The organism is Pseudomonas sp. NUPR-002, from assembly GCF_056322725.1.
Window position 1 is genome coordinate 3,227,986 of sequence record NZ_CM150476.1, and the last position, 22,774, is coordinate 3,250,759.

The window sequence follows — 22,774 nt, forward strand, 5'->3', positions numbered from 1 at the left end:
GGCGATGCGTGCCGCGTGGTTCAGGCGCGCTGATAAAGTGTGGTGATCACCGTACCATCCGTGCCGGTCTGATGCTGCAATGCAATCTGTGCATCGGCGACTTGGCGCTGGCCGAGCGTTCCCCGCAACTGGCCGACCAGCTCGATACATTGCGCCAGGCCGTTTACCGCCGGTGCCTGGCCAAGCGACAGCAGCCCACCTGAGGGGTTGACCACCAGGTTACCGCCATAGCTGTTGTCGCCATCTTCGACCATCTTCTCGGCGCCGCCTTCAGGGCACAGGCCCAGCGCCTCGTACAACAACAGTTCACCGATGGTACTGCTGTCGTGCAGCTCGCACACGCTGACTTCCTGTGGCCCCATGCCTGCCCGTTCATACAGCTCGCGGGCGGCAGCAACGCTGACCTCGTAGTCGCTACCGGCAAAACGCCGGTCCTGGCCGGCGCCCGCCACCTGCGCCGGTGCCACACGCGCCTGCGCCAGTACCCTGATCGCCGGCCCGCCAGCTGCGCGGCGAGCCACCGGGTCGGAGCACAACAGCACAGCCGCGACCCCGGTACTGGCCCAGGCAAGCTGAGGGTGTGTCAGCGGTTCGGCAATAACCGGGGCCTGCAGGACGTCATCAAGGCTCAACCGCTGCTGGAAAGCGGCCAACGGATTGAGCGAGGCATGCTGGCGTGCCTTGACCGCGACCATCGCCAGGGTTTCGCCACGCGCCCGATAGCGCACCATGTACTCGCGTGCCGTGGCAGCCAGCAGCGGCAGGTTAACACCCAGCTCGGCAAACGGCAGTAACCGGTCTTGCACACCGAGCAGCAAAGCACATTCGCACTGGCCTTGCGCAACCGCCTCAGCGGCCTGAAACAGCACTGCGCAGCTGTCGGCCTGAATCGATAAGGGCAGCGCGGCGAGCCCTGCACGGTCGAGAGCACGCTGCAGCCGCTCAGCGTCCATCTGACCGGTAGCGGCGAAGACGGCGCCTACATCCGTGGCGGATAAGCCAGCGTCTGCCAGTGTCTGCGCAAGCACTTCACCGACCAGGAGGGTCGGCTCACGGCTCAGCACAGCCGGACTGAACGCCGACATGCCTACGCCAATCACATTGACGCATCGTTGCATCGTGCTCTCCTGAAACTGAAACTGCCGCCTTCAGGTAGTGAAGGCGGCAGCGGGTCGACAATCAGACCGGTAGCTGCTCGAACAACTCGACCGCACCGTTTTTCAAGACAATGACGTCACGTTCCACCGCGCGCATCTCAACGATGATGCGTGTCGGCGACTCACGCCACATGCGGGTTTCCAGGGTATCGCCGGGCATCACGATCGAGGCAAAGCGCGCGCGCACGCTCTTGAACAGCCGCGAGTCATTGCCACAGAACGCCTTGATCACATGGCGCCCGAGGTAACCGAAGGTGCACAGGCCATGCAGGAACGGCTTTTCGTAGCCCGCCTTGGCGGCGTAGTCGGGGTCGACATGCATCGGGTTCCAGTCACCACACAGGCGATACAGCAGCGCCTGGTTGATGTCGGTCTGGTCGGCCAGCACCGCATCGGGCTCACGCGCTGGCGGCACGTTGATCTCTTCACTGGCCACACGCTGCAGGCCGGCACCAGGAACACCCGGGTAGAAGCCGGTCACTTCGTTGTAGAACAGCGGCGTGCCGTGTTCGTCAGTGGTCTCGATCGCCAGCACGCTGACCGAGCTCTTGCCTTTGTCGATCGCCGCTTTCAGGCGCATGGTGTGCTTGAGCTTGGCAGCTGGCGGCAATGGGCGGTACATCACGGTGTACTGCTCGCCATGCAGGCCCTTGGCGAATGGCAGGTTCAGGCCTTCAAGCTGCGGCTTGCCGGATTTTGCCGCGCGCAGGAACACTTCGGTGGCGGGCAACACCGCCATGGTCGGCAGCACGCGGAACTCGTCGCCAACGAACTCGTTGATGTACAGCAGTTCGGTGCGGTCGAGCGGGTCTTTGGCCGCGCCCACTGCCAGGGCGTAAAGCGCCGCGTCTTTCTGGTTGTACTCGGTTTCCAGGTGGGAAACGGCATTGGCGGCCACTTCCATATCGACAAAGGCGTTACCGCCCTTGGCGGGTGACTCCATGCGTTCGAACAGCTCTTTCAGGCCTTCAGTGCCATTGGCTGGGTGTACGCTGTGCTCGTCGAAGCGAGTGATACGCTCCCAATTGTCGCGTACCAGCTCCGGGCTCAGGGTGTCGGTGTGCAGGAACCGGCCCTGGGAACGCTCCCAGCGGTACTTGGCATGGAAACCGCCGCCCACCTCGAACAGGCCGCCGTTCTCTTCGCAGGTTTCACTGCACAGCCAGCCCACCAGCGGCGCGACATCCTCGACCTTGATTTTGGCGTGCAGTTCTTCCGGGAACAGGCCACTGGCAACCACCATGCGCGAAGCGGCAACCGGCGCGATGGTGTTGACGCGAATGTTCTTGCTTGCGCCTTCAATCGCCAGTGCGTTGGCAAAGCCGATCAAGCCGGACTTGGCGGTGGCGTAGTTGCATTGGCCGAAGTTGCCAAAAATCCCTGCCCCGGAGGCGGTCATGACAATGCGGCCATAGCCCTTGTCGCGCATGATCGGCCAAACGGCGTGGGTCAGGCGGAAGGCACCGTTGACGTGTACTTCCTGAATCAGGTTCCACTGATCCTCGGTCATTTTGTGGAACGAGGTGTCGCGCAGCACGCCGGCGTTGTTGATCAGAATGTCGACGGTGCCAAAGCTCTCCAGGGCGGTGGCGACGATTTTTTCGCCTTCGGTCACCGAATGGTAGTCCGCCACGGCCTCGCCACCCAGGGCGCGGATCTCGGCGACCACGGCATCCGCCGCGGCGCTGGAGCTGCCCAGACCTTCGGTGGTCACACCCAGATCGTTGACTACCACCTTGGCACCGCGCGCGCCCAACAACAGTGCGTGGGCACGGCCCAGGCCATTGCCTGCACCAGTAACGATGGCGACTTTGCCGTCGAAGCGAATCTCTTGCGTCACGATGGTCATCCTCTGTTCAAAAAACGGGTTGTTCGAAGGTTCGTCTCACAAGGTGCGAGCGATGATTTCTTTCATGATTTCGTTGGTGCCACCCCAGATCCGGTTACCGCGGGTATCCAGGTACAGGCGAGCGATGGGGTATTCGGTCATGTAGCCGTTGCCGCCGTGCAACTGCAGGCAGGCATCGACCACGCGGCTGCTCAACTCGGCGGTCCAGTACTTGGCCACCGCAGCCGCTTCAGCGCTCAGTTCACCGCGCAGCAGCAGTTGCAGGCAGCTGTCGATCCACGAGCGGCCGATCTGCACTTCGGTTTTCAATTGCGCCAGGGTGAAACGCGAGTTCTGGAAATCCAGCACCGGCTGGCCGAACACCTTGCGCGTGCGGGTGTATTCGATGGTCTGCTCCAGCGCCGCCTCGGCCTGGGCCTGAAAGCCCACGGCACCGATGATGCGTTCCCAGGCCAGGTCGTGCATGAGCTGGTAGAAGCCTCTGCCCTCCTCGCCGCCAAGCACGTTGTCGAGCGGTACACGGCAGTCGTCGAAGAACAGCATGCTGGTGTCCTGAGCGTGCAGGCCGATCTTTTCCAGCGGTTGCGAGCGGGCGAAACCGTCGCGTTCTTTCTCGACGATGACGATGGAGATGTCTTTGGCGCTGCCGCTGTTGCCGGTCTTGCACACCACCAGCGCCAGGTCACAGGAGGCGCCATTGGAGATAAAGGTCTTGGAGCCGTTGAGCACGTACTCATCACCGTCGCGCACGGCACGGGTGCGCACCGCCTGCAGGTCGGAGCCGGTGTTGGGCTCGGTCATGGCGATTGAACCCACCGCCTCGCCGGCGATCATCTTCGGCAACCAGGTGTGCTTCTGTTGTTCGGTGCCGTAGTTGAGGATGTAGTTGGCCACCAGGCCATGCACGCCAAAACCGATCAGGCCGGTGGCGCCGGCACGCATGAACTCTTCGGCGAACACCACATCGAACAGTTGGTCGGCGCCCGGCCCGCCATAGGCCTCCGGCATCGACGGCAGCAACATGCCCAGCTCGCCGGCTTTGCGCCACACCGCGCGCGGCACGCATTTGTCTTTCTCCCACTGGCTATGGAAGGGGGTTACCTCTTCTTCAACAAAACGCCGCGCAGCATCGCGGAAGGCGTCGTGCTCAGGGCTGAACAGGGTACGGGGGATCAGGTATTCCATGGCAATGTCCTCAGCGACCCGGGTCAGAGCGTGCGCCCGACCAGATCTTTCATAATGTCGTTGGCACCGCCGGCAATGCGCAGCACACGGTGGTCGAGGTAATGACGGGCAACCGGGTACTCGAGCATGTAGCCGTTGCCGCCGTGCAGCTGGACGCACTCGTCCACGACCTTGGTGTACAGGTCGGAACACCAGAGCTTGGCCGCTGCCGCTGCTTCCGGGCTGAGCGAGTGCGTCAGGCATTGCTCCATGCAGCGGTCGACGTAGTTTTGCGAGACCGCCAACTGCATGGTCAGGTCGGCCAATTTGAAGCGGGTGTTCTGGAAGGCGAAGATCGGCTTGCCGAAGACGGTGCGGCCCTTGGTGTAGTCCAGGGTGCTGTCGAGCACCGCTTGCGCACCGGCAACGCTGCTGATGGCGATGGACAGACGCTCCCAGGCCAGTTCCTTCATCAGGTGGATGAAGCCCTGCCCCGGCACGCCGCCGAGCACATTGCGCTTCGGTACGCGGACGTTGTCGAAGAACAGCATGGTGGTGTCCTGGGCGTGCAGGCCGACTTTGCGCAACGGCGCAGACCTGCTGAAGCCAGGGCGGTCGCACTCGACCAGAATCAGGGAAATGTCCTGAGCGCCCTTGCCGCTGGTTCCAGTCTTGGCAACGACCACGACCAGGTCGCAGTTGCTACCGTTGGAAATAAAGGTCTTGGCACCGTTGATGACGTACTCGTCACCGTCGAGCACGGCGCGGGTCTTGACCGCCTGCAGGTCGGAACCGGTGTCCGGCTCGGTCATGGCCACCGCGCCGATGGCTTCGCCTGCGGCCATCTTCGGCAGCCAGGCCTGTTTTTGCGCCTCATCGCCAAAATTCACCAGGTAACCGGCGACGATGTCGTGAACGCCAAAGCCGATCAGCCCCGAGGCCAACCCGGCACGGTAAATTTCTTCGGTAGCGACCATCGAGAAACGACGGTCCAGTTCCAGCCCGCCATAGGCTTGCGGGGTGGTGGCATTGAGCATGCCCAGTTCACCTGCACGCTTCCAGATCGCACGCGGCACGCGATGATCCGCTTCCCACTGCTCCAGCTGCGGTGCGCACTCTTCAGCCAGAAAGCGTCGCACGGTGCTGCGAAACGCCTCGTGCTCATGATCAAACAGGGTACGCGGTATCATTGGGGCTCTCCTGGTATCAATCCTTCCACCGTCTTCGCGGTAGCTATGGATCGATCATAGGAGCAGCTTCCGGCAGCCTGCCCCCTCAGGGAGGGGGGGATGCAAGCCGCGCTCAGTGGCGGTGCCAGACCCCTCGCCGCGGGTGGTTACACCCGCGCGCGACGCACGCAGACTGATACCGGCAAAGACAGACGGCACGGGGTGACGGAGCGTCCACGCAACGCCCGCCTCCCCGTGCCGTCAGTCCCTGTAGTTACTCGATCAGACCGTGCTTGCGCGCCCAGGACACTGCGTCGTAGCGGCTGGAGACGCCGAGCTTGACGTAGATGTTCTTCAGGTTCCATTTCACCGTTTCCAGGGAAATGTTCAGGGTCAGGGCGACGCGCTTGTTGGCCATCGCCTGGCTGATCAACTGCAGTATCGCCAGTTCACGCGGCGTCAGCATCGACGGCGCACCTTGCGCCGAAGCCTGGCCTGCACGCTGATCCAGACCCGCGCCAAAGCCCTCCAACACTTGCGCCAGGTAGGCACCTTCAGGCTCGGGCAACGATTTGCTAGACAGGCTCGACAGCAATTTGCGCAATCCTTCGCCTTCATCGAGGAAGGTGCGCACCAGCCCCAACTGTCGACCGCGGGACAGCGCCTGGAGCAGGTGTTCGTCCACACGTTGCGGTTGCAACAGGTCGGCCCGGGCGATGGCCATCAGCAACTGGCTGGTCACCCATAACTGGCCACGCCGGTACTGGCTGGCGTAACTGTGCAGCACATCCAACTGTTCCAGCGCTTTGTCCGGGTAGTTACTGGCCAGCAACAGCCGCGCCTGCGCCAGCGCGCCCATGGCCGGGATATCGGCGCGAAAGCCCGGCGAGTCGGCATGTTTGAGCAGCAGCGGCTGCAGTTGCGCGACGCGCTCGGTGGCCTGCGCGCGGTCGTTGTCCAACAAGGCAATGCGCACTTGTTCGACCAGGCAATGCACCAGCGCACGGTCCTGGCCGATATTGCGAAAGTGGCGTTCCTGGCGCTGGAGAAACGCCATGGCCACGGCGCTGGAGTCTTGCAGCAGGTCCAGGCGCGCCCTGCAGATGGTTGCCCGCAACATGGTGTCGGGCATGGCCCATTGCAACAGGCCGCTGCGATTGGCGAGGATTTCTCGCGCTTCATCGATGCGATTGAGTTCGCGGTACACCTCGGCCAGGGTGGCCGCGCCCAGGTAGGCGCTGGCCGAGCGGTGACCGTGCACCGCCACCGCACGAGCCAGTTGCGCCGAGCCGATGTGTACCGCCTCATGCATTCGACCTTCCTGCAGGTAGCAAAGCGTGCGTGCCCCTTCTGCCACCAGGGCCATTTCCGCATCGCGTTCGCTGTCGGGAATCGGACTGTCATCAAGGCATTGCAAGGCATCTTCGATGCGGCCCGCGGCCAGGTAGGCAATGGCGAGCAGCGCCGGGGCACCGTAGCGGGTTACCGAATAGTCATCCGGCAGCGGGCGAAAATCCTTGAGCAAGGCGATGATCGGCTCGGTGCGATCATGCTGAACTTCAATCGCCGCCTGTACCAATGGCAGGCGATAGGAGACATCGGCCTGCTGCGCGGCGCCACTGCGCTGAAACTGCTCCAGCCAGGCTTCGGCCTTGGCCGGGCGCGCGGTGAGCGCATAGGCCAGGCAACCAAGAAAGAACAGGCGTGGCCGCGAAAACAGGATGTCTTGCGGCAAGCGGTCGAGCAGGCGCAGCAACGGGCTCAGTTGATCCAGGCTCCAGGTCGCGGGGGCGGCCTGCTCGATCACTTCGACGGCATAGCTCAGGTCACCGGCCAAGGTCGCATGCCGGACCGACTCGGCCAACAGCTTACGCTCAGCGAACCAGCCGGCAGCGCGGCGGTGCAGTGTGCTTTGCGCCTGGCTGTCGCGCCGCGCCAGGCGGGTGGCGAGAAAGTCGGCGAACAGCGCATGAAAGCGGTACCAGGGTTGGCGGTCGTCGGCTTCGACGCGGAAAATCAGCAGGTTCTCTTCATCCAGACGCTTGAGCAGCGCCTGGGCCGGGGCTTGACCGGTGACCGCTTCGGCCAGCGAGGCGTTGAAACGCCGGCAGATACTGATGTCTTCCATAAATGCCACCAGCTCCGCTGGCAGATGGGCCATGACATTCTCGGCCAGGTAGCTTTGCAGGTCGTCGGAGCGCCAGCCCATCTCACGCAACGTGCCGCGCGCCTGCGAATCGCTGCGCAGGAGGATCACCACCAGTTGCAGGGTCGCTGGCCAGCCACTGGTCAGTTGATGGATCTGGTGCAGCTCCTCGGGGCTGAGCTTCATCGCCGCCAGGTTGTGCTCAAGAAAAGCTCGCGATTCGAGCAGGTCGAATGGCAACGCGACGCAATCGAGCTCCACCAACTGCCCACTGAGGCGTAGGCGGCTGAAACTCAAAGGCGGGCCAACCCGTGAAGAAATCACGTAGTGCAGGTTGTCCGGGCTGTGGTCCAGCAGTTTTTGCATCAATTGGTGCGAACGCGGGTCGAGCACGTGCTGGTAATCATCAATGACCAGGAACAGTTCTTTATTGATGCCGGCAGCCGCGTCGACAATGGCCGCCACCACTTCATCGATAAACTCCGGTCGCGCGCCTTCTGGCGGGATGCCGCTGTCGATGGGAATGCCCAGACGCTGCAAGGCACCACGCAGGTAGGCAAAAAAGATCGCCAGGTGATTGTCATCGGCACTCAGCGACAACCAGGCCACATCGGCGCCGCTGCGCATCATCTCTTGTCGCCATTGCGCCAGCAGCGTGGTTTTGCCGAAACCTGGGCTGCCGGTAACCAGCCCGACGCGGCAATGCGCCATGCGCTGCAGGTCTTCGAGCAAGCGTTGGCGCAGGATGGTCTGGGTACCAATGCGCGGTGGAGCGAATTTTGTCGATACAAGCAATTTGTCGGTATGCATGTCCAGACCGTTCTCCGAATCACAGGTCGCCGGGCAGATGCCGTGACCCGTCGCTGTACGGGGCAGAGTCAGTGTGGCCGACCTCCCCTGTTATTTTTCGGCGATTCTCGCCGAAAAACAGCTGAAGGTCATCCGCCTCAGGCGCCAGGCAACGTCTGGCAACCGCGGTGAACAGGCATGGTGGAGGGGAATGGCGCAGGCGCTCCCCCTCCATCCGAGGGGGAACGCCTGCCGCTGCTCAATCAAAGTGCGCGTGCAACCAGTTCACGCATGATGTCGTTGGCCCCGCCATAGATACGGTTGACCCGGCTGTCCAGATAATGGCGGGCGACCGGATACTCGAGCATGTAACCGTTGCCACCGTGCAGTTGCACGCACTGGTCGACCACTCGCGAGTACAGTTCGGTACACCAGAGTTTGGCCGCTGCCGCCGCTTCCGGGCTCAAGGCATGCTCAAGCAACAGCTCCATGCAGCGGTCGACGTAAGTCTGGCCCAGGGCAATCTCGGTTTTCAGGTCGGCCAGCTTGAAGCGCGAGTTCTGGAACTCGATGATCGGCTTGCCGAAGGCTTTGCGCTCGCGGGTGTAATCGATGGTCTGCTCCAGCACCGCCTGGCTCGCAGCTACGCCGAGGATGCCGATGCTCAGGCGCTCCCAGGCCAGTTCTTTCATCAGCTGATAGAAACCCTGGCCAGGCTCACCGCCCAGGACGTTGGCCTTGGGCACGCGCACGTTTTCGAAAAACACCATGGTGGTGTCCTGGGCATGCAGGCCGACCTTGCGCAGCGGCTTGGACTTGCTCACCCCGGCACGCTCTGCCTCAACCAGGATCAGGGAAATATCGCGCGAGCCCTTGCCGCTGTTTGCGGTCTTGGCAACCACCACAATGATGTCGCTGTTGGTACCGTTGGAAATGAAGGTCTTGGCGCCGTTGATCACATACTCATCGCCATCCAGCACTGCACGGGTCTTGACCGCCTGCAGGTCCGAACCGGTGTCGGGCTCGGTCATCGCCACCGCCGAAATCACCTCACCGCTGGCCATTGGCGGCAGCCAGCGCTGCTTTTGCTCTTCAGTGCCGAAGTTGATCAGGTAACCGGCGCAGATGTCATGCACGTTAAAGCCGCTGAGGCCCGAGAGCCCGGCACGCGCCACTTCCTCAACCGCGATCATCGAGAAGCGACGGTCCAGGCCCATACCGCCATAAGCCTCTGGCGTGGTGGCATTGAGCATGCCCAGCTCGCCGGCACGCTGCCAGATTTGTCGCGGAACCAGGTGTTTTTCTTCCCACTGTTCATGCATCGGCGTGCATTCCTCCGCCAGAAAGCGGCGGACAGTATTACGAAACGCTTCATGCTCGTGATCGAAGAGAGTGCGCGGAATCATGCAAGGGTCCCTGAAGGCGGTTGGCGTGTGCGGGCGCCGAGGCAATCGGCGGCCATTGCCATCACCTTAGAACGGCCATCCGCCGACACGCCCCCTCGAAGCGAGTAGGCCTACGCCTGACGCCGACGCCCACTCCAACGGGGTGGGTGAGCCCCCCTAGTGCTGTTGCTTTACTGGCCATGCCCTTTCCACCTGGCCGTACACGAGAACACCATGACCGAATCGCTGCTCAATGAACGCGAACTGCGTTTCCAACTCTATGAGTTGCTCGACACCCAGGCCCTGCTCCAGCGCCCGCGCTATGCCGAGCACGACCGCGCAGTGTTTGACGCCACCCTGGAAACCGCACGCGGCATCGCCGCCGAATACTTCGCCCCGCACAATCAAAAGGCCGATGCGTGCGAGCCGACCTTCGACGGCGAACGGGTCACGCTGATCCCGGAAACCAAAGCAGCCTGGGACGCCTTCGCCGAGGCGGGCTTTCTCGCTGCCCACCACAATTTCGAAGACGGTGGCCTGCAACTGCCGGAAGTCATCCTGCGCGCCAGCATGGCCTACTTCAACGCCGCCAACATCGCCACGGCGGCATATTCGTTTCTGACCATCGGCGCCGCCAACCTGGTCAAGAGTTTCGCCAGCGACGCGCTGCGCCAGCAGTTCCTGGCGCCAATGCTCGATGGCCGCTACAGCGGCACCATGGCCCTGACCGAACCCGGCCAGGGTTCGGCCCTCGGTGACCTGCGCACCAGCGCCCGCCCGGCAGGTGACGGCAGCTACCGGGTGTTTGGGCAGAAGATGTTCATTTCCGGTGGCGACCACGAACTGACCGAGAACATCGTGCACATGGTGCTGGCGCGCATCGACGGCGCGCCGGCCGGCACCCGCGGCATCTCGCTGTTCCTGGTGCCGAAGTTTTTACCCGCCAGCAACGGCGAGCGCAACGACGTCGCCCTGGCCGGGCTGTTACACAAGTTCGGCTACCGCAACACCACCTCCACGGTGCTCAACTTCGGTGAGCGCGACGGCGCCGTTGGCTATTTGGTTGGCGAAGCCAACAAAGGCCTGTCGTACATGTTCCAGATGATGAATGAGGCGCGCATCGGTGTTGCCCTCGGCGCGTCGGCCCTGGCCTACCAGAGCTACATTCACGCCCTGGACTACGCCCGTGAACGCCCGCAAGGCCGCCTGCCGGGTGGTAAAGACCCGCTCGCGCCTCAGGTGCGCATCATCGAGCATGCCGATGTGCGCCGCATGTTGCTGCAGCAAAAGGTCTACGCCGAAGGCAGCCTGGCCCTGTGCCTATACGCCAGCAGCCTGTTCGAAGACGCCCACAGCGGCGACACCGAGGAAACCCGGCGCCAGGCCGGCGAGTTGCTGGACCTGCTGATTCCGATGGTCAAATCCTATCCATCGCGCTACGGCGTGATTGCCTCGGATATCGGCATGCAGGTTCTCGGTGGTTCCGGCTATATCCGCGAGTACCCGCTGGAGCAGTACTACCGCGATAACCGCCTGAACCCGATCCATGAAGGTACCGAAGGCATCCACGGCCTCGACCTGCTCGGGCGCAAACTGCTGCAGAACGGTGGCGCCGGTTACCGCCTGTTCCTCAGGAACGTCCGCCAGACCCTGGCCGAGGCAGGCCGCAATGCCCACTGCGCAGCCTTGGCGCATACCCTGACCGGCAGCCTCGACCGCCTGCAAGACGTCAGCGAAAACCTGCTCGGCCAGGTCAGTGCCGACGCCAACCTCGGCCTGGCCAACGCCACGGTTTACCTCGACCTGTTCGGCCGCGTGCTGGTGGGCTGGTTGTGGCTGCGCATGGCACTGGTTGCCAGCCGCGCCCTGGGCAAAGGCGCGAGCGGCAGCGAGGCCGATTTCTACCACGGCAAACTGCAGGCAGCGCGCTACTTCATGGAGTGGGAGCTGGCTGTCATCGAGGCGCAGGCGCGCCTGCTGGCGGCAGGAAACCGCACCAGCTTTGACATGCAGGACTGCTGGTTCTGACCGCCCTCGCCCGCTCATTGTTATAAGGAATGCATATGCACACCCTCGTCACTTATCAGCTTGAACAGCGCCTGGCCCTGATCGGCCTGGCCCGTGCGCCGGTCAACGCTCTCGGCCAACCCCTGCGCGCGGCGCTGCTCGAGGCGGTGGAGCGTGCCGCCGCCGACCCTGCGGTAAGCGCCATCGTCCTGTACGGCGCCAGCGGTTTGTTCAGCGCTGGCGCGGACATCACTGAATTCGGCACTGACGCCTCCTTCGCCGCCCCGGACTTGCCGGGCCTGCTGCTGCGCCTGACCCAGGTGGAAAAACCGCTGGTGGCCGCGATCGGCAAGCTGGCCCTGGGTGGCGGCCTAGAGCTGGCCCTGGCCTGCGGCTACCGTATCGGTGAGCCGGGCACCCGTGTCGGGCTGCCGGAAATCAACCTGGGCCTGCTACCCGGGGCTGGCGGCAGCCAGCGTCTGCCGCGCCTGATTGGCGCCAAAGCGGCGCTTGAGCTGATGCTTTCCGGCGCCCCGATCGGTGCTGAGCAAGCCCTCGAGCAAGGTGTTCTCGACCGTTGTGCAACCAGCGCCGACACCCTGCTGACGGAAGCCTGCGCCTACGCCCAGGAACTGCTCGCCTGCCAGTCGCCAGCCCAGCCTGCCGCGACTTTCCCGGAACCGGCCAAAGGCTTGCCGGAGGACTTTTTCCTGCGCTTTCGCCAGGATCACGAACCCCGCTGGAAGTCGCGACTGGCCCCGCGCCTGGTCCTTTCAGCCGTCGAAGCCGCATGCCTGCTGCCACTGCAGGAAGGCCTCGCACGTGAACTGGCGTTGTTCAAACAGGCCGAAGCCTCGCAGCAGTCTGCCGCCCTGCGCCATGTGTTTTTCGCCGAGCGTGAAGCCGGCCGCGTACCGGGCATCGACGCCACCACTGCACTGCGCCCGATCGGCAAAGTCGCGGTGATCGGCGCCGGGACCATGGGCGGTGGTATCGCCATGAACTTCGCCAATGCCGGCATCCCGGTGACCTTGCTCGAACGCGAAGGCGCGGCGCTGGACCGTGGCCTGGCACAGATCCGCGACAACTACGGCATCAGCGTCAAGCGCGGCAAGCTCAGCCCGGCGCAACTGGAGCAGCGCATGGCCCTGCTGCAGGGTACCCTGGACTACGCCGACCTGGCCGATGCCGACCTGGTGATCGAGGCCGTATTCGAGAAGCTGGAAATCAAGCAGGCGGTGTTCCGCACCCTAGATCAGGTGTGCAAGCCCGGCGCCATTCTCGCCACCAACACCTCATCGCTGGACGTTGACCAGATCGCCGCGGTAACGTCCCGTGCGCAGGACGTCATCGGCCTGCACTTCTTCAGCCCTGCCAATGTCATGCGCTTGCTGGAAGTGGTGCGCGGCAAGCTCACCGCGCCTGACGTGCTGGCCACCACCCTGAAAATGGCCCGGACTATCGGCAAGATGCCAGTGGTGTCTGGCGTGTGCTTCGGCTTTATCGGCAACCGCATGCTCGAACCTTATGCCCGCGAAGCACATCGCCTGGTACTCGAAGGCGCCACACCCGCCCAGGTCGACGGGGTACTTACTGGCCTGGACCTGAACATGGGCGTGTTCAGCATGCTCGACCTCGCCGGTATCGACGTCAACTTCCTGGTGCGCGATGCCAACCGCGCCGCCTTTGCCCATGACCCGAGCTACTGCCGCCTCGGCGATGAACTGTACGCCCTGGGCCGCTATGGGCAGAAAACCAGCCGCGGCTTTTACCTCTACGAGGGACGCAACCGCCAAGACGACTACGAAGTGGTTGCGCTGGCCGAGCGCCTGGCTGGCGAACTACAGATTCCCCGGCGGCCGATCGGCAATCAGGAAATCCACGACCGTTGCCTGTTCATGTTGATCAACGAAGGCATCCAGCTCCTCGATGAAGGCATTGCCTTGCGCGCCAGCGACATCGACCTGGTGTGGCTTAACGGCTACGGCTTCCCCAGCCACCTCGGTGGCCCGATGCACTATGCCGAACAGCTGGGGCTGGACAAGGTATTGGCCACCCTCAACCACTACCGCAACACCCTCGGCGACTACGGCCAGCAGTGGTTCACCCCGGCGCCCCTGCTTGAGCGCCTGGTCGCTGCAGGCCGCCAGCGCATAGAACGCCTGTAGGAGCGGGCTTGCCCCGCGATGCGATGTGACTGATACACCGCTATCGCGGGGCAAGCCCGCTCCCACCCGGGACCAAACAGTTGTTCACTTCCAAACTTCAAGGACTACAGATGAACGCATTCTCTCTCAACGACCACGTGGTGCTGATCACCGGTGCTTCCAGCGGCATCGGCGCACACCTGGCGCGCGTCGCCGCTGCCGCGGGTGCGCATGTGGTGCTCGCCGCACGCCGGGTCGAGCGCCTGCAGCAACTGGCCGAAGAACTGCAACGCAGCGGCACCCAGGCCCTGGCCGTGGCCATGGATGTCACCGACCGTGCCAGCGTCGAGGCCGCCTTCGATGCCGCCGAAGCAGCCTTTGGTGCGGTCGATGTGGTGCTCAACAATGCCGGTATCGGCAACAGCCAGCGGGTCCTCGACATCAGCGAAGAAGACTGGCGCAACATGCTCTCGACCAACCTCGACGGCGTCTGGCGCGTAGCCCAGTGCGCCGCCCAACGCCTGAGCAAGGCCAAGCGGCCGGGAAACATCGTCAACATCGCCTCGATGCTCGGCCTGCGTGTGGGCACCGGCTACAGCCACTACTGCGCAGCCAAAGCCGCGGTGGTGCAGCTGACCAAGTCGCTGGCACTGGAACTGGCGCGCTACGACATCCGCGTCAACGCCATTGCCCCGGGCTACTTCAAGACCGAAATGACCGACACCTTCTTCGACAGCGACGCGGGCATCGCCTACATCAAGCAAGCAGTGCCTATGCGCCGTATCGGCCAACTGCAAGAACTCGACGGTCCGTTCCTGTTGCTGGCCAGTGCCGCGGGCGCGTACATGTCCGGGGCGGTGCTGGCTGTTGATGGCGGGCAGTTGGTGGGTAGCCTCTAAGGCCGCGCACAAGCTTTTAATGGCATTCCCCAGAGGAAGTTCTTACCATCACCACACACCACAGCACATGAACCACGGCGACCATGAACAGCCTCGAACGCTACCTGCAGGCGGCGACCCGGGATAACACCCGACGCAGCTATCAGGCGGCGATAGAACACTTCGAAGTGAGCTGGGGCGGGTTTCTTCCGGCCACCGCCGACAGCGTTGCCCGTTACCTGGTTGACCACGCCAACACCCACGCCATCAGCACCTTGAAGCAACGCTTGGCGGCGCTGGGTCAATGGCATGTCAGCCAGGGCTTTCCCGATCCGACCAAAGCGCCGGTGGTGCGCCAGGTGCTCAAGGGTATCCGCACCTTGCACCCGGCCGAGCCACGGCAAGCGGCGCCGTTGCAGATCCAGCACTTGCAGCAGGCGGTGGCCGCGCTTGAAGCCGAGGCCGCGCAAGCCCGTGCCCAGCAGCACCTGCCCGACCTGTTACGGGCACGCCGAGATGTCGCCTTGTTACTGATCGGCTTTTGGCGCGGCTTTCGCGGTGATGAACTGGCACGATTGCAGGTCGAGCATATTCAAGCGCAGGCAGGCAAAGGCCTGTCGATTTACCTGCCACGCAGCAAAGGTGACCGTGAAGCGCTGGGCGTGCGCCATCAGGCGCCTGCCCTCAAAGTGTTGTGCCCGGTACAGGCCTACCTGCAATGGATCGAGGTGGCCGGTATCGCCCACGGCCCGGTGTTCCGCAAACTCGACCGCTGGGGCAATCTCGGCGCTGAGGCACTGAACAGCAACAGCCTGATTGCCCTGCTGCGGCGTATTCTGCAGCGCGGTGGCGTACCTGCTGCTTTATATACCGGTCATTCGCTACGCCGTGGCTTTGCCACCTGGGCGACCAGCAATGGCTGGGAGCTGAAGGCCTTGATGAGCCATGTCGGCTGGAAGGATGCCAAATCAGCCCTGCGCTACATCGATGCCTCGGCATCGTTTGGCGAGCTGGCACTGCTCGACAGTGCCAGCCTCACCCAGCCGCAACGCCTGACTCAATCCTGAGTGCTGCGTGCGCAGCGCCACAGCCGCGCAATGTCCCGGGCCCGCGCCTGTAGCAACACGGGTGCCTGGGCGCACGCCTGCTCAAGGCTCATGGGGCCACTGGTCAGGGCAAAAGCGGCGTCGATGCCATGGGCGTACAACTGCTCGTAACCGTCTCCCAGCGTCCCGGCAATCACCACCACAGGCACGCCATGGCGCCGGGCAACGCGTGCCACCCCGAAGGGGGTTTTGCCACGTAGCGTCTGCGCATCGAAGCGCCCTTCGCCGGTAATCACCAGGTCGGCGCCCTGCACTGCCTGTTCCAGCCCGGCCAGCTCAGCAACCACCTCGATGCCAGGGCGAAACGCCGCCTGCATGAAGGCCTTGGCGGCAAAGCCCATGCCGCCAGCGGCTCCGCAGCCAGGAAACTCGCGCACATCCTCACCTAAAAGCTCAGCGCAATGATCGGCGAAATGGCCCAGGGCCTGATCCAGCGCCTGCACCTGCTCGGGACTGGCACCTTTCTGCGGGCCAAAAATCGCCGAGGCTCCGTTAGTGCCACACAGCGGATTATCGACATCCGCCGCCACCTCCAGACGCACCTCGGCCAGCCGCGGGTCCAGCGCGCTGGCATCCAGGCGGGCCAGCCCGGCCAGGGCCAGGCCGCCTTCGGCCAGCGCTTGCCCCTGGGCGTTGAACAACTGCAGACCGAGGGCGCGCAACATACCGCTGCCGGCGTCATTGGTGGCGCTGCCGCCGATGGCCAGGATGATGCGCCGTGCGCCGGCATCCAGCGCCGCAGCAATTAGTTGACCGGTACCGTAGGTGCTGCTGCGGCAGGCATCGCGCTGGCCAACGGCGAGCAACTGCAAGCCACTGGCCTGAGCCATTTCGATGATCGCCGTGTGGCTTTCGGCCAACCAGCCCCAGCCCGCCAGAACTGGCTCGCCCAATGGGCCTTGCACCTGTTGCTGGCGCAGCTCACCGTGGCAGGCCGCGACAATCGCCTCCATGGTGCCTTCGCCGCCATCGGCCATCGGGCATTTGACCAACTGCGCCTGCGGCCAGGTCTCGGCCAGCCCACGGTCGATGGCCTCAGCCACGCCTTCGGCACTGAGGCTGTCCTTGAACGAGTCGGGGGCGATGACGATTTTCATGGCAATTCTCCTGCTGCAGATCCTTGCATGCTGCCAGCAAGACCGGGGCTGATCTCCTGTCAGATGCACAAACCTGCTGCCTGTGCTTTGGTCAGTTTGCCCAGTCAGGCGTCGGCGGCAAGCAACTGCAAGCCCAGGTACAGGCTCAACATGCCCTCCAGGCGCAGCGGGTCGACTTCACTCAACTCGGCAATCCGCTCCAACCGATAGCGCAGGCTGTTGCGGTGAATGCCCAGCGCGTCGGCGCAGGCCTGGCTCTGGCCATCATGGGCGCACCAGGCGCGCAAGGTGGCGAGCAGTTGGCCACTGGCGTCTTTGGCGCGGATGCGTTGCAGGGGTTCGAGCAGTTCGTCCAGTGCATCATCGTTGCGGTGACGCCACAGCAACGCGGGCAGGCGATAGCGCTGCAGGGTCAGAAGCTGCTCGCCAGGCAGTACCTCACGGCCGTACGCCAACAGGTCGCGGACCCGCCGGTAGCCTCGGCGCAACTGCTCGAGACTCTGTGTTGGCGAGCCGATGGCCAGGCGTTGTACCTGCCAACCGTGGCGCTGCAGTTTTTCCAGCAGGCGCGGCTCATCCAGCGTCACGCTGGCCGGGCGGCACCACAGCAAGGATTGACGGGCCGGGCTGACGCACCAGCTGTCCGGATAGCGGCTCATCAACCAACTGGCCAGCGATTCCGAGGGCGGCCCGCTTTCCAGCTCGAACAGGCACGGCACCCGCGGCAATTGTGGTTTGAGCCCCAATTGGCGTGCTTCATCCACCAGCCGTGGTGAATCGCCGGTACCACCCAGCAGCAACGCGAGCAAATCGTCGCAGCGCTGGCGCCGCCATTGCTGTTCGACTTGAAGATGGCGCTGGGCCAACAGCATTTCGGCGGTCATGCACACCAATTGCGCGTAGGTACGTAGCTGCTGTGGATCGCCGGTCAGGCCCAACACCCCCATCAAGCGTCCGTCGAGCATCAGCGGCAGGTTGATGCCCGGCTGCACGCCCTTCAGGCATTTGGCGGCTTCCACATCCAGCTCGACGATCCGCGCGTTGGCCAGCACCAGTTGCGCGCCTTCGTGACGGGTGTTGATGCGTTCCGGCTCACCGCTGCCGAGGATCAGGCCCTGGCTGTCCATGACGTTGACGTTGCACGGCAAAATCGCCATCGCCCGATCAACGATGTCTTGCGCCAGATCATGGTCCAGTTCGAACATGGGAGGATCCTTGTTGTCGCAATGATTGGTCCGCGGCACAGCAGGCCGCCAGAAATGCTGTGCACAAGCACAAAGACAGCCACGGTCCGCTCACCGAGACTCATCGCAGCAGTTGCCTTGACGCAGACTGCGGCGATAAAAATAAACGAAGAGAGCAAATCATGTCATACAGCCCTGCCCCTGACCAAGGCCAAGACGACACCCGCAATGCGCTGTATCGGCGCATCACCCTGCGGCTGATCCCCTTTATCTTCATCTGCTACCTGTTCAACTACCTGGACCGGGTCAACGTTGGCTTTGCCAAGTTGCAGATGCTCGATGCCCTGAAATTCAGTGAAACCATCTACGGCCTCGGCGCCGGTATTTTCTTTATCGGCTACGTACTGTGCGGCCTGCCCAGCAACCTGGCCCTCAACCGCTTCGGGCCACGGCGCTGGATCGCGCTGATGATGATTGCCTGGGGCACGCTGTCGACCTGCCTGCTGTTTGTCACTACGCCGATGGAGTTCTACGTGTTGCGCCTGTTTACCGGTGCGGCCGAAGCGGGCTTCTTCCCGGGTATTGTGCTGTACCTCTCGCGCTGGTTCCCGGCTACCCGCCGTGGGCGCATCATGGCCCTGTTCATGTCGGCGATCCCGGTGTCCGGGCTGCTCGGCGGGCCGTTCTCCGGCTGGATCCTCAACCACTTCGCCGCCGGTCAGCATGGCCTGGCGGGCTGGCAGTGGATGTTCCTGATTCAAGGAATCCCGACGGTCATTCTCGGCATCATGGCGGTGTTTTTGCTCAGCGACGGCTACGCCACGGCCAAATGGCTGAGCCCGGCCGAGCGTGAAATGATCAAGCATGACCTGACTGTCGATGCCGCCAGCAAGCCGGTAACCGCCAGTGACAGCCTGCTGTCGGTGTTCACCAACCCGATGATCTGGACCTTCGGCTTCGTCTACTTCTGCATCCAGAGTGGTGTGTATGCGATCAACTTCTGGTTGCCGTCGATCATCAAGAACCTCGGCTTCAGCGATGCCTTGCTGATTGGCTGGTTGAGTGCCATCCCGTACCTGCTGGCGGGCGTGTTCATGTTGCTGGTGGGGCGCTCGGCCGACCTGCGCAATGAACGGCGCTGGCACTTGGTGGTACCGATGCTGATGGGCGCTGTCGGCCTGCTGATGGCGGTGAACTTCGCCCACAGCCCGGTGCTGGCCATTCTCGGCCTGAGCATCGCCACCATGGGCGCCCTCACCGGCTTGCCGATGTTCTGGCCGATGCCCACCGCGCTGCTCAGTGCCGGTACTGCGGTGGCGGGCCTGGCGATCATCAACTCGGTCGGGCAAATGGCCGGCTTCCTCAGCCCGTATCTGGTGGGTTTCATCAAAGACCAGACTGGCTCGACCGATGCGGCCCTGTACTCGCTGGCGGCCCTGATCGTCGTCGGTAGCCTGGTGGCCCTGCGCGCCTCGCGCGTGCCCAGCGCGGTGAGCCAACCGGTGTAGGTGGAGCGGGCTTGCTGTCGGTGGGAGCGGGCTTGCCCCGCGATGCGATGTGACTGATACACCGCAATCGCGGGGCAAGCCCGCTCCCACAGTCGCTTATGCAAATATGCAGATTCGCCCTGCAGTTTTATCGATTGTATTGAGCAAATTTGCACTGGTAGGATCCGGCGATCCTCTAGCGGAAAATCAATAACAATGCAGGGAGAAAGCAATGACCGCGCACGTTCAAACGCCGACTGAAGCGCCCATTCTGGCTCAGGTCCGTAATCATATCGGTCACTTGACCCTCAACCGCCCCGCCGGCCTCAACGCTCTGACCCTGGACATGGTGCGCCGCCTGCAGGCCCAGCTCGACGCCTGGGCCAACGATCCCGAAGTGCAAGCCGTCGTGCTGCGCGGTGAAGGCCCCAAGGGCTTTTGTGCCGGTGGCGATATCCGTTCGCTGTACGACAGCTACAAAGCCGGTGACAGCCTGCACCGTGACTTCTTCGTCGAGGAATATGCCCTTGACCTGTGCATCCATCATTACCGCAAACCCATTCTGGCCCTGATGGACGGCTTCACCCTCGGTGGCGGCATGGGCCTGGCCCAGGGCGCAGACCTGCGGGTGGTCACTGAGCGCAGCCGCCTGGCCATGCCTGAAGTCGGCATCGGTTACTTCCCCGATGTCGGCGGCAGCTATTTCCTCTCCCGCGTGCCCGGCGAACTGGGCACCTACCTGGGCGTCACCGGCGTGCAGATCCAGGCTGCCGACGCCCTGTACTGTGGTCTGGCTGACTGGTACATCGACAGCAGCAAGCTGGCGCAACTCGATGAACGCCTCGATGCCCTGACCTTCAGCGATTACCCGCTCAAAGACCTGCAAGGGGTGATGGCCAAACTCGGCACGCAAAGCCTCGACGATGCACCACTGGCCAAACTGCGCCCGGCCATCGACCACTTCTTTGCCCTGCCTGAAGTCAGCAGTATCGTTGAACAACTGCGTGCGGTGACGGTAGCCGACAGCCACGAATGGGCGCTGAAGACTGCTGACCTGCTCGACACCCGCTCGCCGCTGGCGATGGCAGTGACCCTGGAGATGCTGCGCCGCGGCCGCCACCTGAGCCTGGAAGAATGCTTCAAGATGGAACTACACCTGGACCAGCAATGGTTCGAGCACGGTGACCTGATCGAAGGCGTGCGTGCGCTGATCATCGACAAGGACAAGCAACCGCGCTGGAATCCGCCAACCCTGGCCGGCCTGCAACGTTCGCGGGTGGATCAATTCTTCGAAGGCCTCTGAGGCCTGGAGTACGCAGATGCAAGACCTGGAACTGACAGAAGAACAAATCATGATCCGCGACATGGCCCGCGACTTTGCCCGTGGCGAAATCGCGCCCCACGCACAGGCCTGGGAAAAAGCCGGCTGGATCGATGATCAAGTGGTCAAGAAGATGGGCGAGCTGGGCCTGCTCGGCATGGTGGTGCCCGAGCAATGGGGCGGCAGCTATACCGACTATGTCGCCTATGCCCTGGCAGTAGAAGAAATCGCCGCCGGCGACGGTGCCACGGGCGCGCTGATGAGCATCCACAACTCGGTAGGCTGCGGCCCGCTGCTCGCCTACGGTAGCGCCGAGCAACAACAGACCTGGCTGGAGCGTCTGGCCAGCGGTGAGGTGATCGGTTGCTTCTGCCTGACCGAGCCGCAAGCGGGCTCTGAAGCGCACAACCTGCGCACCAGTGCGCAATTGCAGGGTGATCACTGGGTCATCAACGGCGCCAAACAGTTCGTCAGCAACGCCCGCCGCGCGGGCCTGGCCATCGTGTTTGCGGTGACGGACCCTGAGTTGGGCAAGAAAGGTATTTCGGCGTTCCTGGTGCCGACCGACAACGAAGGCTTCGTGGTTGACCGCAGCGAACACAAGATGGGCATCCGCGCCTCCGACACCTGCGCGGTGACCTTGAACAACTGCCGAATTCCCGCTGCCAACCTGCTCGGTGAGCGCGGCAAAGGCCTGGCGATCGCCTTGTCCAACCTTGAAGGCGGGCGCATCGGCATTGCCGCACAGGCGCTGGGCATTGCCCGCGCGGCGTTCGAAGCGGCCCTGGCCTATGCCCGTGACCGGGTGCAGTTTGGCAAACCGATCAATGAGCACCAGAGCATCGCCAACCTGCTGGCCGACATGCAGGTGCAGATCAACGCCGCACGCCTGCTGATCCTGCATGCGGCACGTTTGCGCAGTGCCGGTAAGCCGTGCCTGAGCGAAGCGTCACAGGCCAAGCTGTTTGCCTCGGAAATGGCTGAGCGGGTCTGCTCCAAGGCGATTCAGGTGCATGGTGGGTATGGTTATCTGGAAGACTATCCGGTAGAGCGGTATTACCGCGATGCGCGGATTACCCAGATCTACGAAGGCTCCAGTGAAATTCAGCGGATGTTGATTGCTCGTGAGCTTAAGCATTACGCGTTGTAGCCGCATCACGGGGCAAGCCCGCTCCCACCATACCCGGTAGGAGCGGGCTTGCCCCGCGGAAAAAGCTGTTCTACTCGTCCACATGCACGCTATCAAGGTAACTGCGCACCGCCCATAACGCCTCCTGGCTCAGGTAGTCAGCCATCTTCGGCATGTACACCCGGCCATCCCGCACGGCCCCGTTGCGCACCCGTTCGACAAACCATTCATCCCCCGCCGCGCCTTCATCCAACAGGCGCAGATCCGGTGCGATACCACCCGACTTGGCCTCCAGACCATGGCAGGCGGCACAGTTCTGGTTGTAAGCCGAGGCGCCAATCGACACCGCTTCGTCATGGTCCTTGCTGTTACGGTAGGGATTTTCTGCACGCCACTGCTCGCCGAGTTTCTCCAGGTTTCCGGTATTGACCGCCGTCGGTGTGACGTTGCCATGTGCCAACACGGCGCCGCTGCTGATCAGGCAACCCGTCACGATCAGGCCCGCCCAGGCGTTTTTTGCTGTTGTCATTGTTCTGCCCTCGACTGCTGTTTGCACGCGAACCCCTCTCTGCTGAAAGGGTGTCCGCCAGCCTAGGCCGAGGCAACAACAGGCCCCATGCTGCTTTAGGGGCCGCGTTCTACTCCCTTGGTCGTAACGCTTGTGGAGCAGTGCCAAATCATGCGCCGTTTGGGAAATTTTCCCGTCAATAGCGGGAATTTTTCCGTTTAACCCTCAGGGCCAAGGTTCCAGGCTAAGCA

At 63.2% G+C, this 22,774-nt stretch carries 16 protein-coding genes; 7 read left to right on the top strand and 9 right to left on the bottom strand.

From position 1 onward, the window contains the following. Positions 1–20: 20 nt before the first annotated feature. The 6 genes from ACVWSC_RS14625 to ACVWSC_RS14650 all read right to left on the bottom strand — a co-directional run bounded on the left by ACVWSC_RS14625 (position 21) and on the right by ACVWSC_RS14650 (position 9,680). Positions 21–1,118: a thiolase C-terminal domain-containing protein gene (locus ACVWSC_RS14625; protein ID WP_476461685.1), complete on the bottom strand. Its 1,098-nt coding sequence runs from the start codon at positions 1,116–1,118 to the stop codon at positions 21–23. Positions 1,119–1,179: 61 nt separating this feature from the next. Beyond that, positions 1,180–2,997 carry an SDR family oxidoreductase gene (locus tag ACVWSC_RS14630; protein ID WP_476461686.1) on the bottom strand — a complete coding sequence of 606 codons (1,818 nt, stop codon included), beginning with the start codon at positions 2,995–2,997 and terminating at the stop codon, positions 1,180–1,182. Between the two features lie 45 nt (positions 2,998–3,042). After that, complete coding sequence (locus ACVWSC_RS14635; RefSeq protein ID WP_476461748.1) at positions 3,043–4,182, bottom strand: acyl-CoA dehydrogenase family protein; 1,140 nt, start codon at positions 4,180–4,182, stop codon at positions 3,043–3,045. Positions 4,183–4,214: 32 nt separating this feature from the next. After that, positions 4,215–5,360 (bottom strand): acyl-CoA dehydrogenase family protein, encoded by a 1,146-nt coding sequence (locus tag ACVWSC_RS14640; RefSeq protein ID WP_476461687.1) that lies wholly within the window; start codon positions 5,358–5,360, stop codon positions 4,215–4,217. 253 nt (positions 5,361–5,613) lie between these two features. Next, positions 5,614–8,295, bottom strand: a complete 2,682-nt coding sequence (locus ACVWSC_RS14645) for a helix-turn-helix transcriptional regulator (RefSeq protein WP_476461688.1) — start codon at positions 8,293–8,295, stop codon at positions 5,614–5,616. A gap of 242 nt (positions 8,296–8,537) precedes the next feature. Further along, positions 8,538–9,680 carry an acyl-CoA dehydrogenase family protein gene (locus tag ACVWSC_RS14650; protein WP_476461689.1) on the bottom strand — a complete coding sequence of 381 codons (1,143 nt, stop codon included), beginning with the start codon at positions 9,678–9,680 and terminating at the stop codon, positions 8,538–8,540. 213 nt (positions 9,681–9,893) lie between these two features. Here ACVWSC_RS14650 and ACVWSC_RS14655 point away from each other — a divergent pair, with 213 nt between their 5' ends. The 4 genes from ACVWSC_RS14655 (at position 9,894) to ACVWSC_RS14670 (ending at position 15,758) form a co-directional block, all read left to right on the top strand. Beyond that, positions 9,894–11,687, top strand: coding sequence for an acyl-CoA dehydrogenase (locus tag ACVWSC_RS14655; RefSeq protein WP_476461690.1), 1,794 nt, complete (start codon positions 9,894–9,896; stop codon positions 11,685–11,687). A 35-nt stretch (positions 11,688–11,722) separates the two neighbouring features. After that, positions 11,723–13,834, top strand: a complete 2,112-nt coding sequence (locus ACVWSC_RS14660) for a 3-hydroxyacyl-CoA dehydrogenase NAD-binding domain-containing protein (protein WP_476461691.1) — start codon at positions 11,723–11,725, stop codon at positions 13,832–13,834. Between the two features lie 110 nt (positions 13,835–13,944). Further along, positions 13,945–14,712, top strand: a complete 768-nt coding sequence (locus tag ACVWSC_RS14665; protein ID WP_476461692.1) for an SDR family NAD(P)-dependent oxidoreductase — start codon at positions 13,945–13,947, stop codon at positions 14,710–14,712. An 83-nt stretch (positions 14,713–14,795) separates the two neighbouring features. Further along, positions 14,796–15,758, top strand: coding sequence for a site-specific integrase (locus tag ACVWSC_RS14670; protein ID WP_476461693.1), 963 nt, complete (start codon positions 14,796–14,798; stop codon positions 15,756–15,758). On the opposite strand, the gene ACVWSC_RS14675 is transcribed toward ACVWSC_RS14670, so the two are convergent. Together ACVWSC_RS14675 and ACVWSC_RS14680 are read right to left on the bottom strand one after the other, a co-directional pair. Continuing rightward, a complete protein-coding gene (locus tag ACVWSC_RS14675; RefSeq protein WP_476461694.1) occupies positions 15,749–16,894 on the bottom strand; it encodes a glycerate kinase in 1,146 nt (381 codons plus the stop codon). The genes ACVWSC_RS14670 and ACVWSC_RS14675 overlap by 10 nt on opposite strands. A gap of 104 nt (positions 16,895–16,998) precedes the next feature. Continuing rightward, positions 16,999–18,099: a sugar diacid recognition domain-containing protein gene (locus tag ACVWSC_RS14680; RefSeq protein WP_476461695.1), complete on the bottom strand. Its 1,101-nt coding sequence runs from the start codon at positions 18,097–18,099 to the stop codon at positions 16,999–17,001. A gap of 161 nt (positions 18,100–18,260) precedes the next feature. Between ACVWSC_RS14680 and ACVWSC_RS14685 the strand changes: the two genes are divergently transcribed. The 3 genes from ACVWSC_RS14685 (at position 18,261) to ACVWSC_RS14695 (ending at position 22,036) form a co-directional block, all read left to right on the top strand. Further along, on the top strand, positions 18,261–19,586 hold the full coding sequence (locus ACVWSC_RS14685) for an MFS transporter (RefSeq protein ID WP_476461696.1): 1,326 nt from the start codon (positions 18,261–18,263) through the stop codon (positions 19,584–19,586). A 211-nt stretch (positions 19,587–19,797) separates the two neighbouring features. Further along, positions 19,798–20,868, top strand: coding sequence for an enoyl-CoA hydratase/isomerase family protein (locus ACVWSC_RS14690; protein WP_476461697.1), 1,071 nt, complete (start codon positions 19,798–19,800; stop codon positions 20,866–20,868). A 16-nt stretch (positions 20,869–20,884) separates the two neighbouring features. After that, positions 20,885–22,036 carry an acyl-CoA dehydrogenase family protein gene (locus ACVWSC_RS14695; RefSeq protein WP_476461698.1) on the top strand — a complete coding sequence of 384 codons (1,152 nt, stop codon included), beginning with the start codon at positions 20,885–20,887 and terminating at the stop codon, positions 22,034–22,036. A 70-nt stretch (positions 22,037–22,106) separates the two neighbouring features. Here the strand turns inward: ACVWSC_RS14695 and pedF are convergent, their stop codons facing one another. Beyond that, complete coding sequence (pedF, locus tag ACVWSC_RS14700) at positions 22,107–22,544, bottom strand: cytochrome c-550 PedF (protein ID WP_442114226.1); 438 nt, start codon at positions 22,542–22,544, stop codon at positions 22,107–22,109. Positions 22,545–22,774: the final 230 nt, after the last annotated feature.

Bases quoted from the DNA above. Each gene is read 5' to 3' on its own strand.
- ACVWSC_RS14625 (WP_476461685.1), bottom strand. From the start codon at position 1,118: ATGCAACGATGCGTCAATGTGATTGGCGTAGGCATGTCGGCGTTCAGT.
- ACVWSC_RS14640 (WP_476461687.1), bottom strand. From the start codon at position 5,360: ATGATACCGCGTACCCTGTTTGATCATGAGCACGAGGCGTTTCGCAGC.
- ACVWSC_RS14645 (WP_476461688.1), bottom strand. From the start codon at position 8,295: ATGCATACCGACAAATTGCTTGTATCGACAAAATTCGCTCCACCGCGC.
- ACVWSC_RS14650 (WP_476461689.1), bottom strand. From the start codon at position 9,680: ATGATTCCGCGCACTCTCTTCGATCACGAGCATGAAGCGTTTCGTAAT.
- ACVWSC_RS14655 (WP_476461690.1), top strand. From the start codon at position 9,894: ATGACCGAATCGCTGCTCAATGAACGCGAACTGCGTTTCCAACTCTAT.
- ACVWSC_RS14660 (WP_476461691.1), top strand. From the start codon at position 11,723: ATGCACACCCTCGTCACTTATCAGCTTGAACAGCGCCTGGCCCTGATC.
- ACVWSC_RS14665 (WP_476461692.1), top strand. From the start codon at position 13,945: ATGAACGCATTCTCTCTCAACGACCACGTGGTGCTGATCACCGGTGCT.
- ACVWSC_RS14670 (WP_476461693.1), top strand. From the start codon at position 14,796: ATGAACAGCCTCGAACGCTACCTGCAGGCGGCGACCCGGGATAACACC.
- ACVWSC_RS14675 (WP_476461694.1), bottom strand. From the start codon at position 16,894: ATGAAAATCGTCATCGCCCCCGACTCGTTCAAGGACAGCCTCAGTGCC.
- ACVWSC_RS14680 (WP_476461695.1), bottom strand. From the start codon at position 18,099: ATGTTCGAACTGGACCATGATCTGGCGCAAGACATCGTTGATCGGGCG.
- ACVWSC_RS14685 (WP_476461696.1), top strand. From the start codon at position 18,261: ATGTCATACAGCCCTGCCCCTGACCAAGGCCAAGACGACACCCGCAAT.
- ACVWSC_RS14690 (WP_476461697.1), top strand. From the start codon at position 19,798: ATGACCGCGCACGTTCAAACGCCGACTGAAGCGCCCATTCTGGCTCAG.
- ACVWSC_RS14695 (WP_476461698.1), top strand. From the start codon at position 20,885: ATGCAAGACCTGGAACTGACAGAAGAACAAATCATGATCCGCGACATG.
- pedF (WP_442114226.1), bottom strand. From the start codon at position 22,544: ATGACAACAGCAAAAAACGCCTGGGCGGGCCTGATCGTGACGGGTTGC.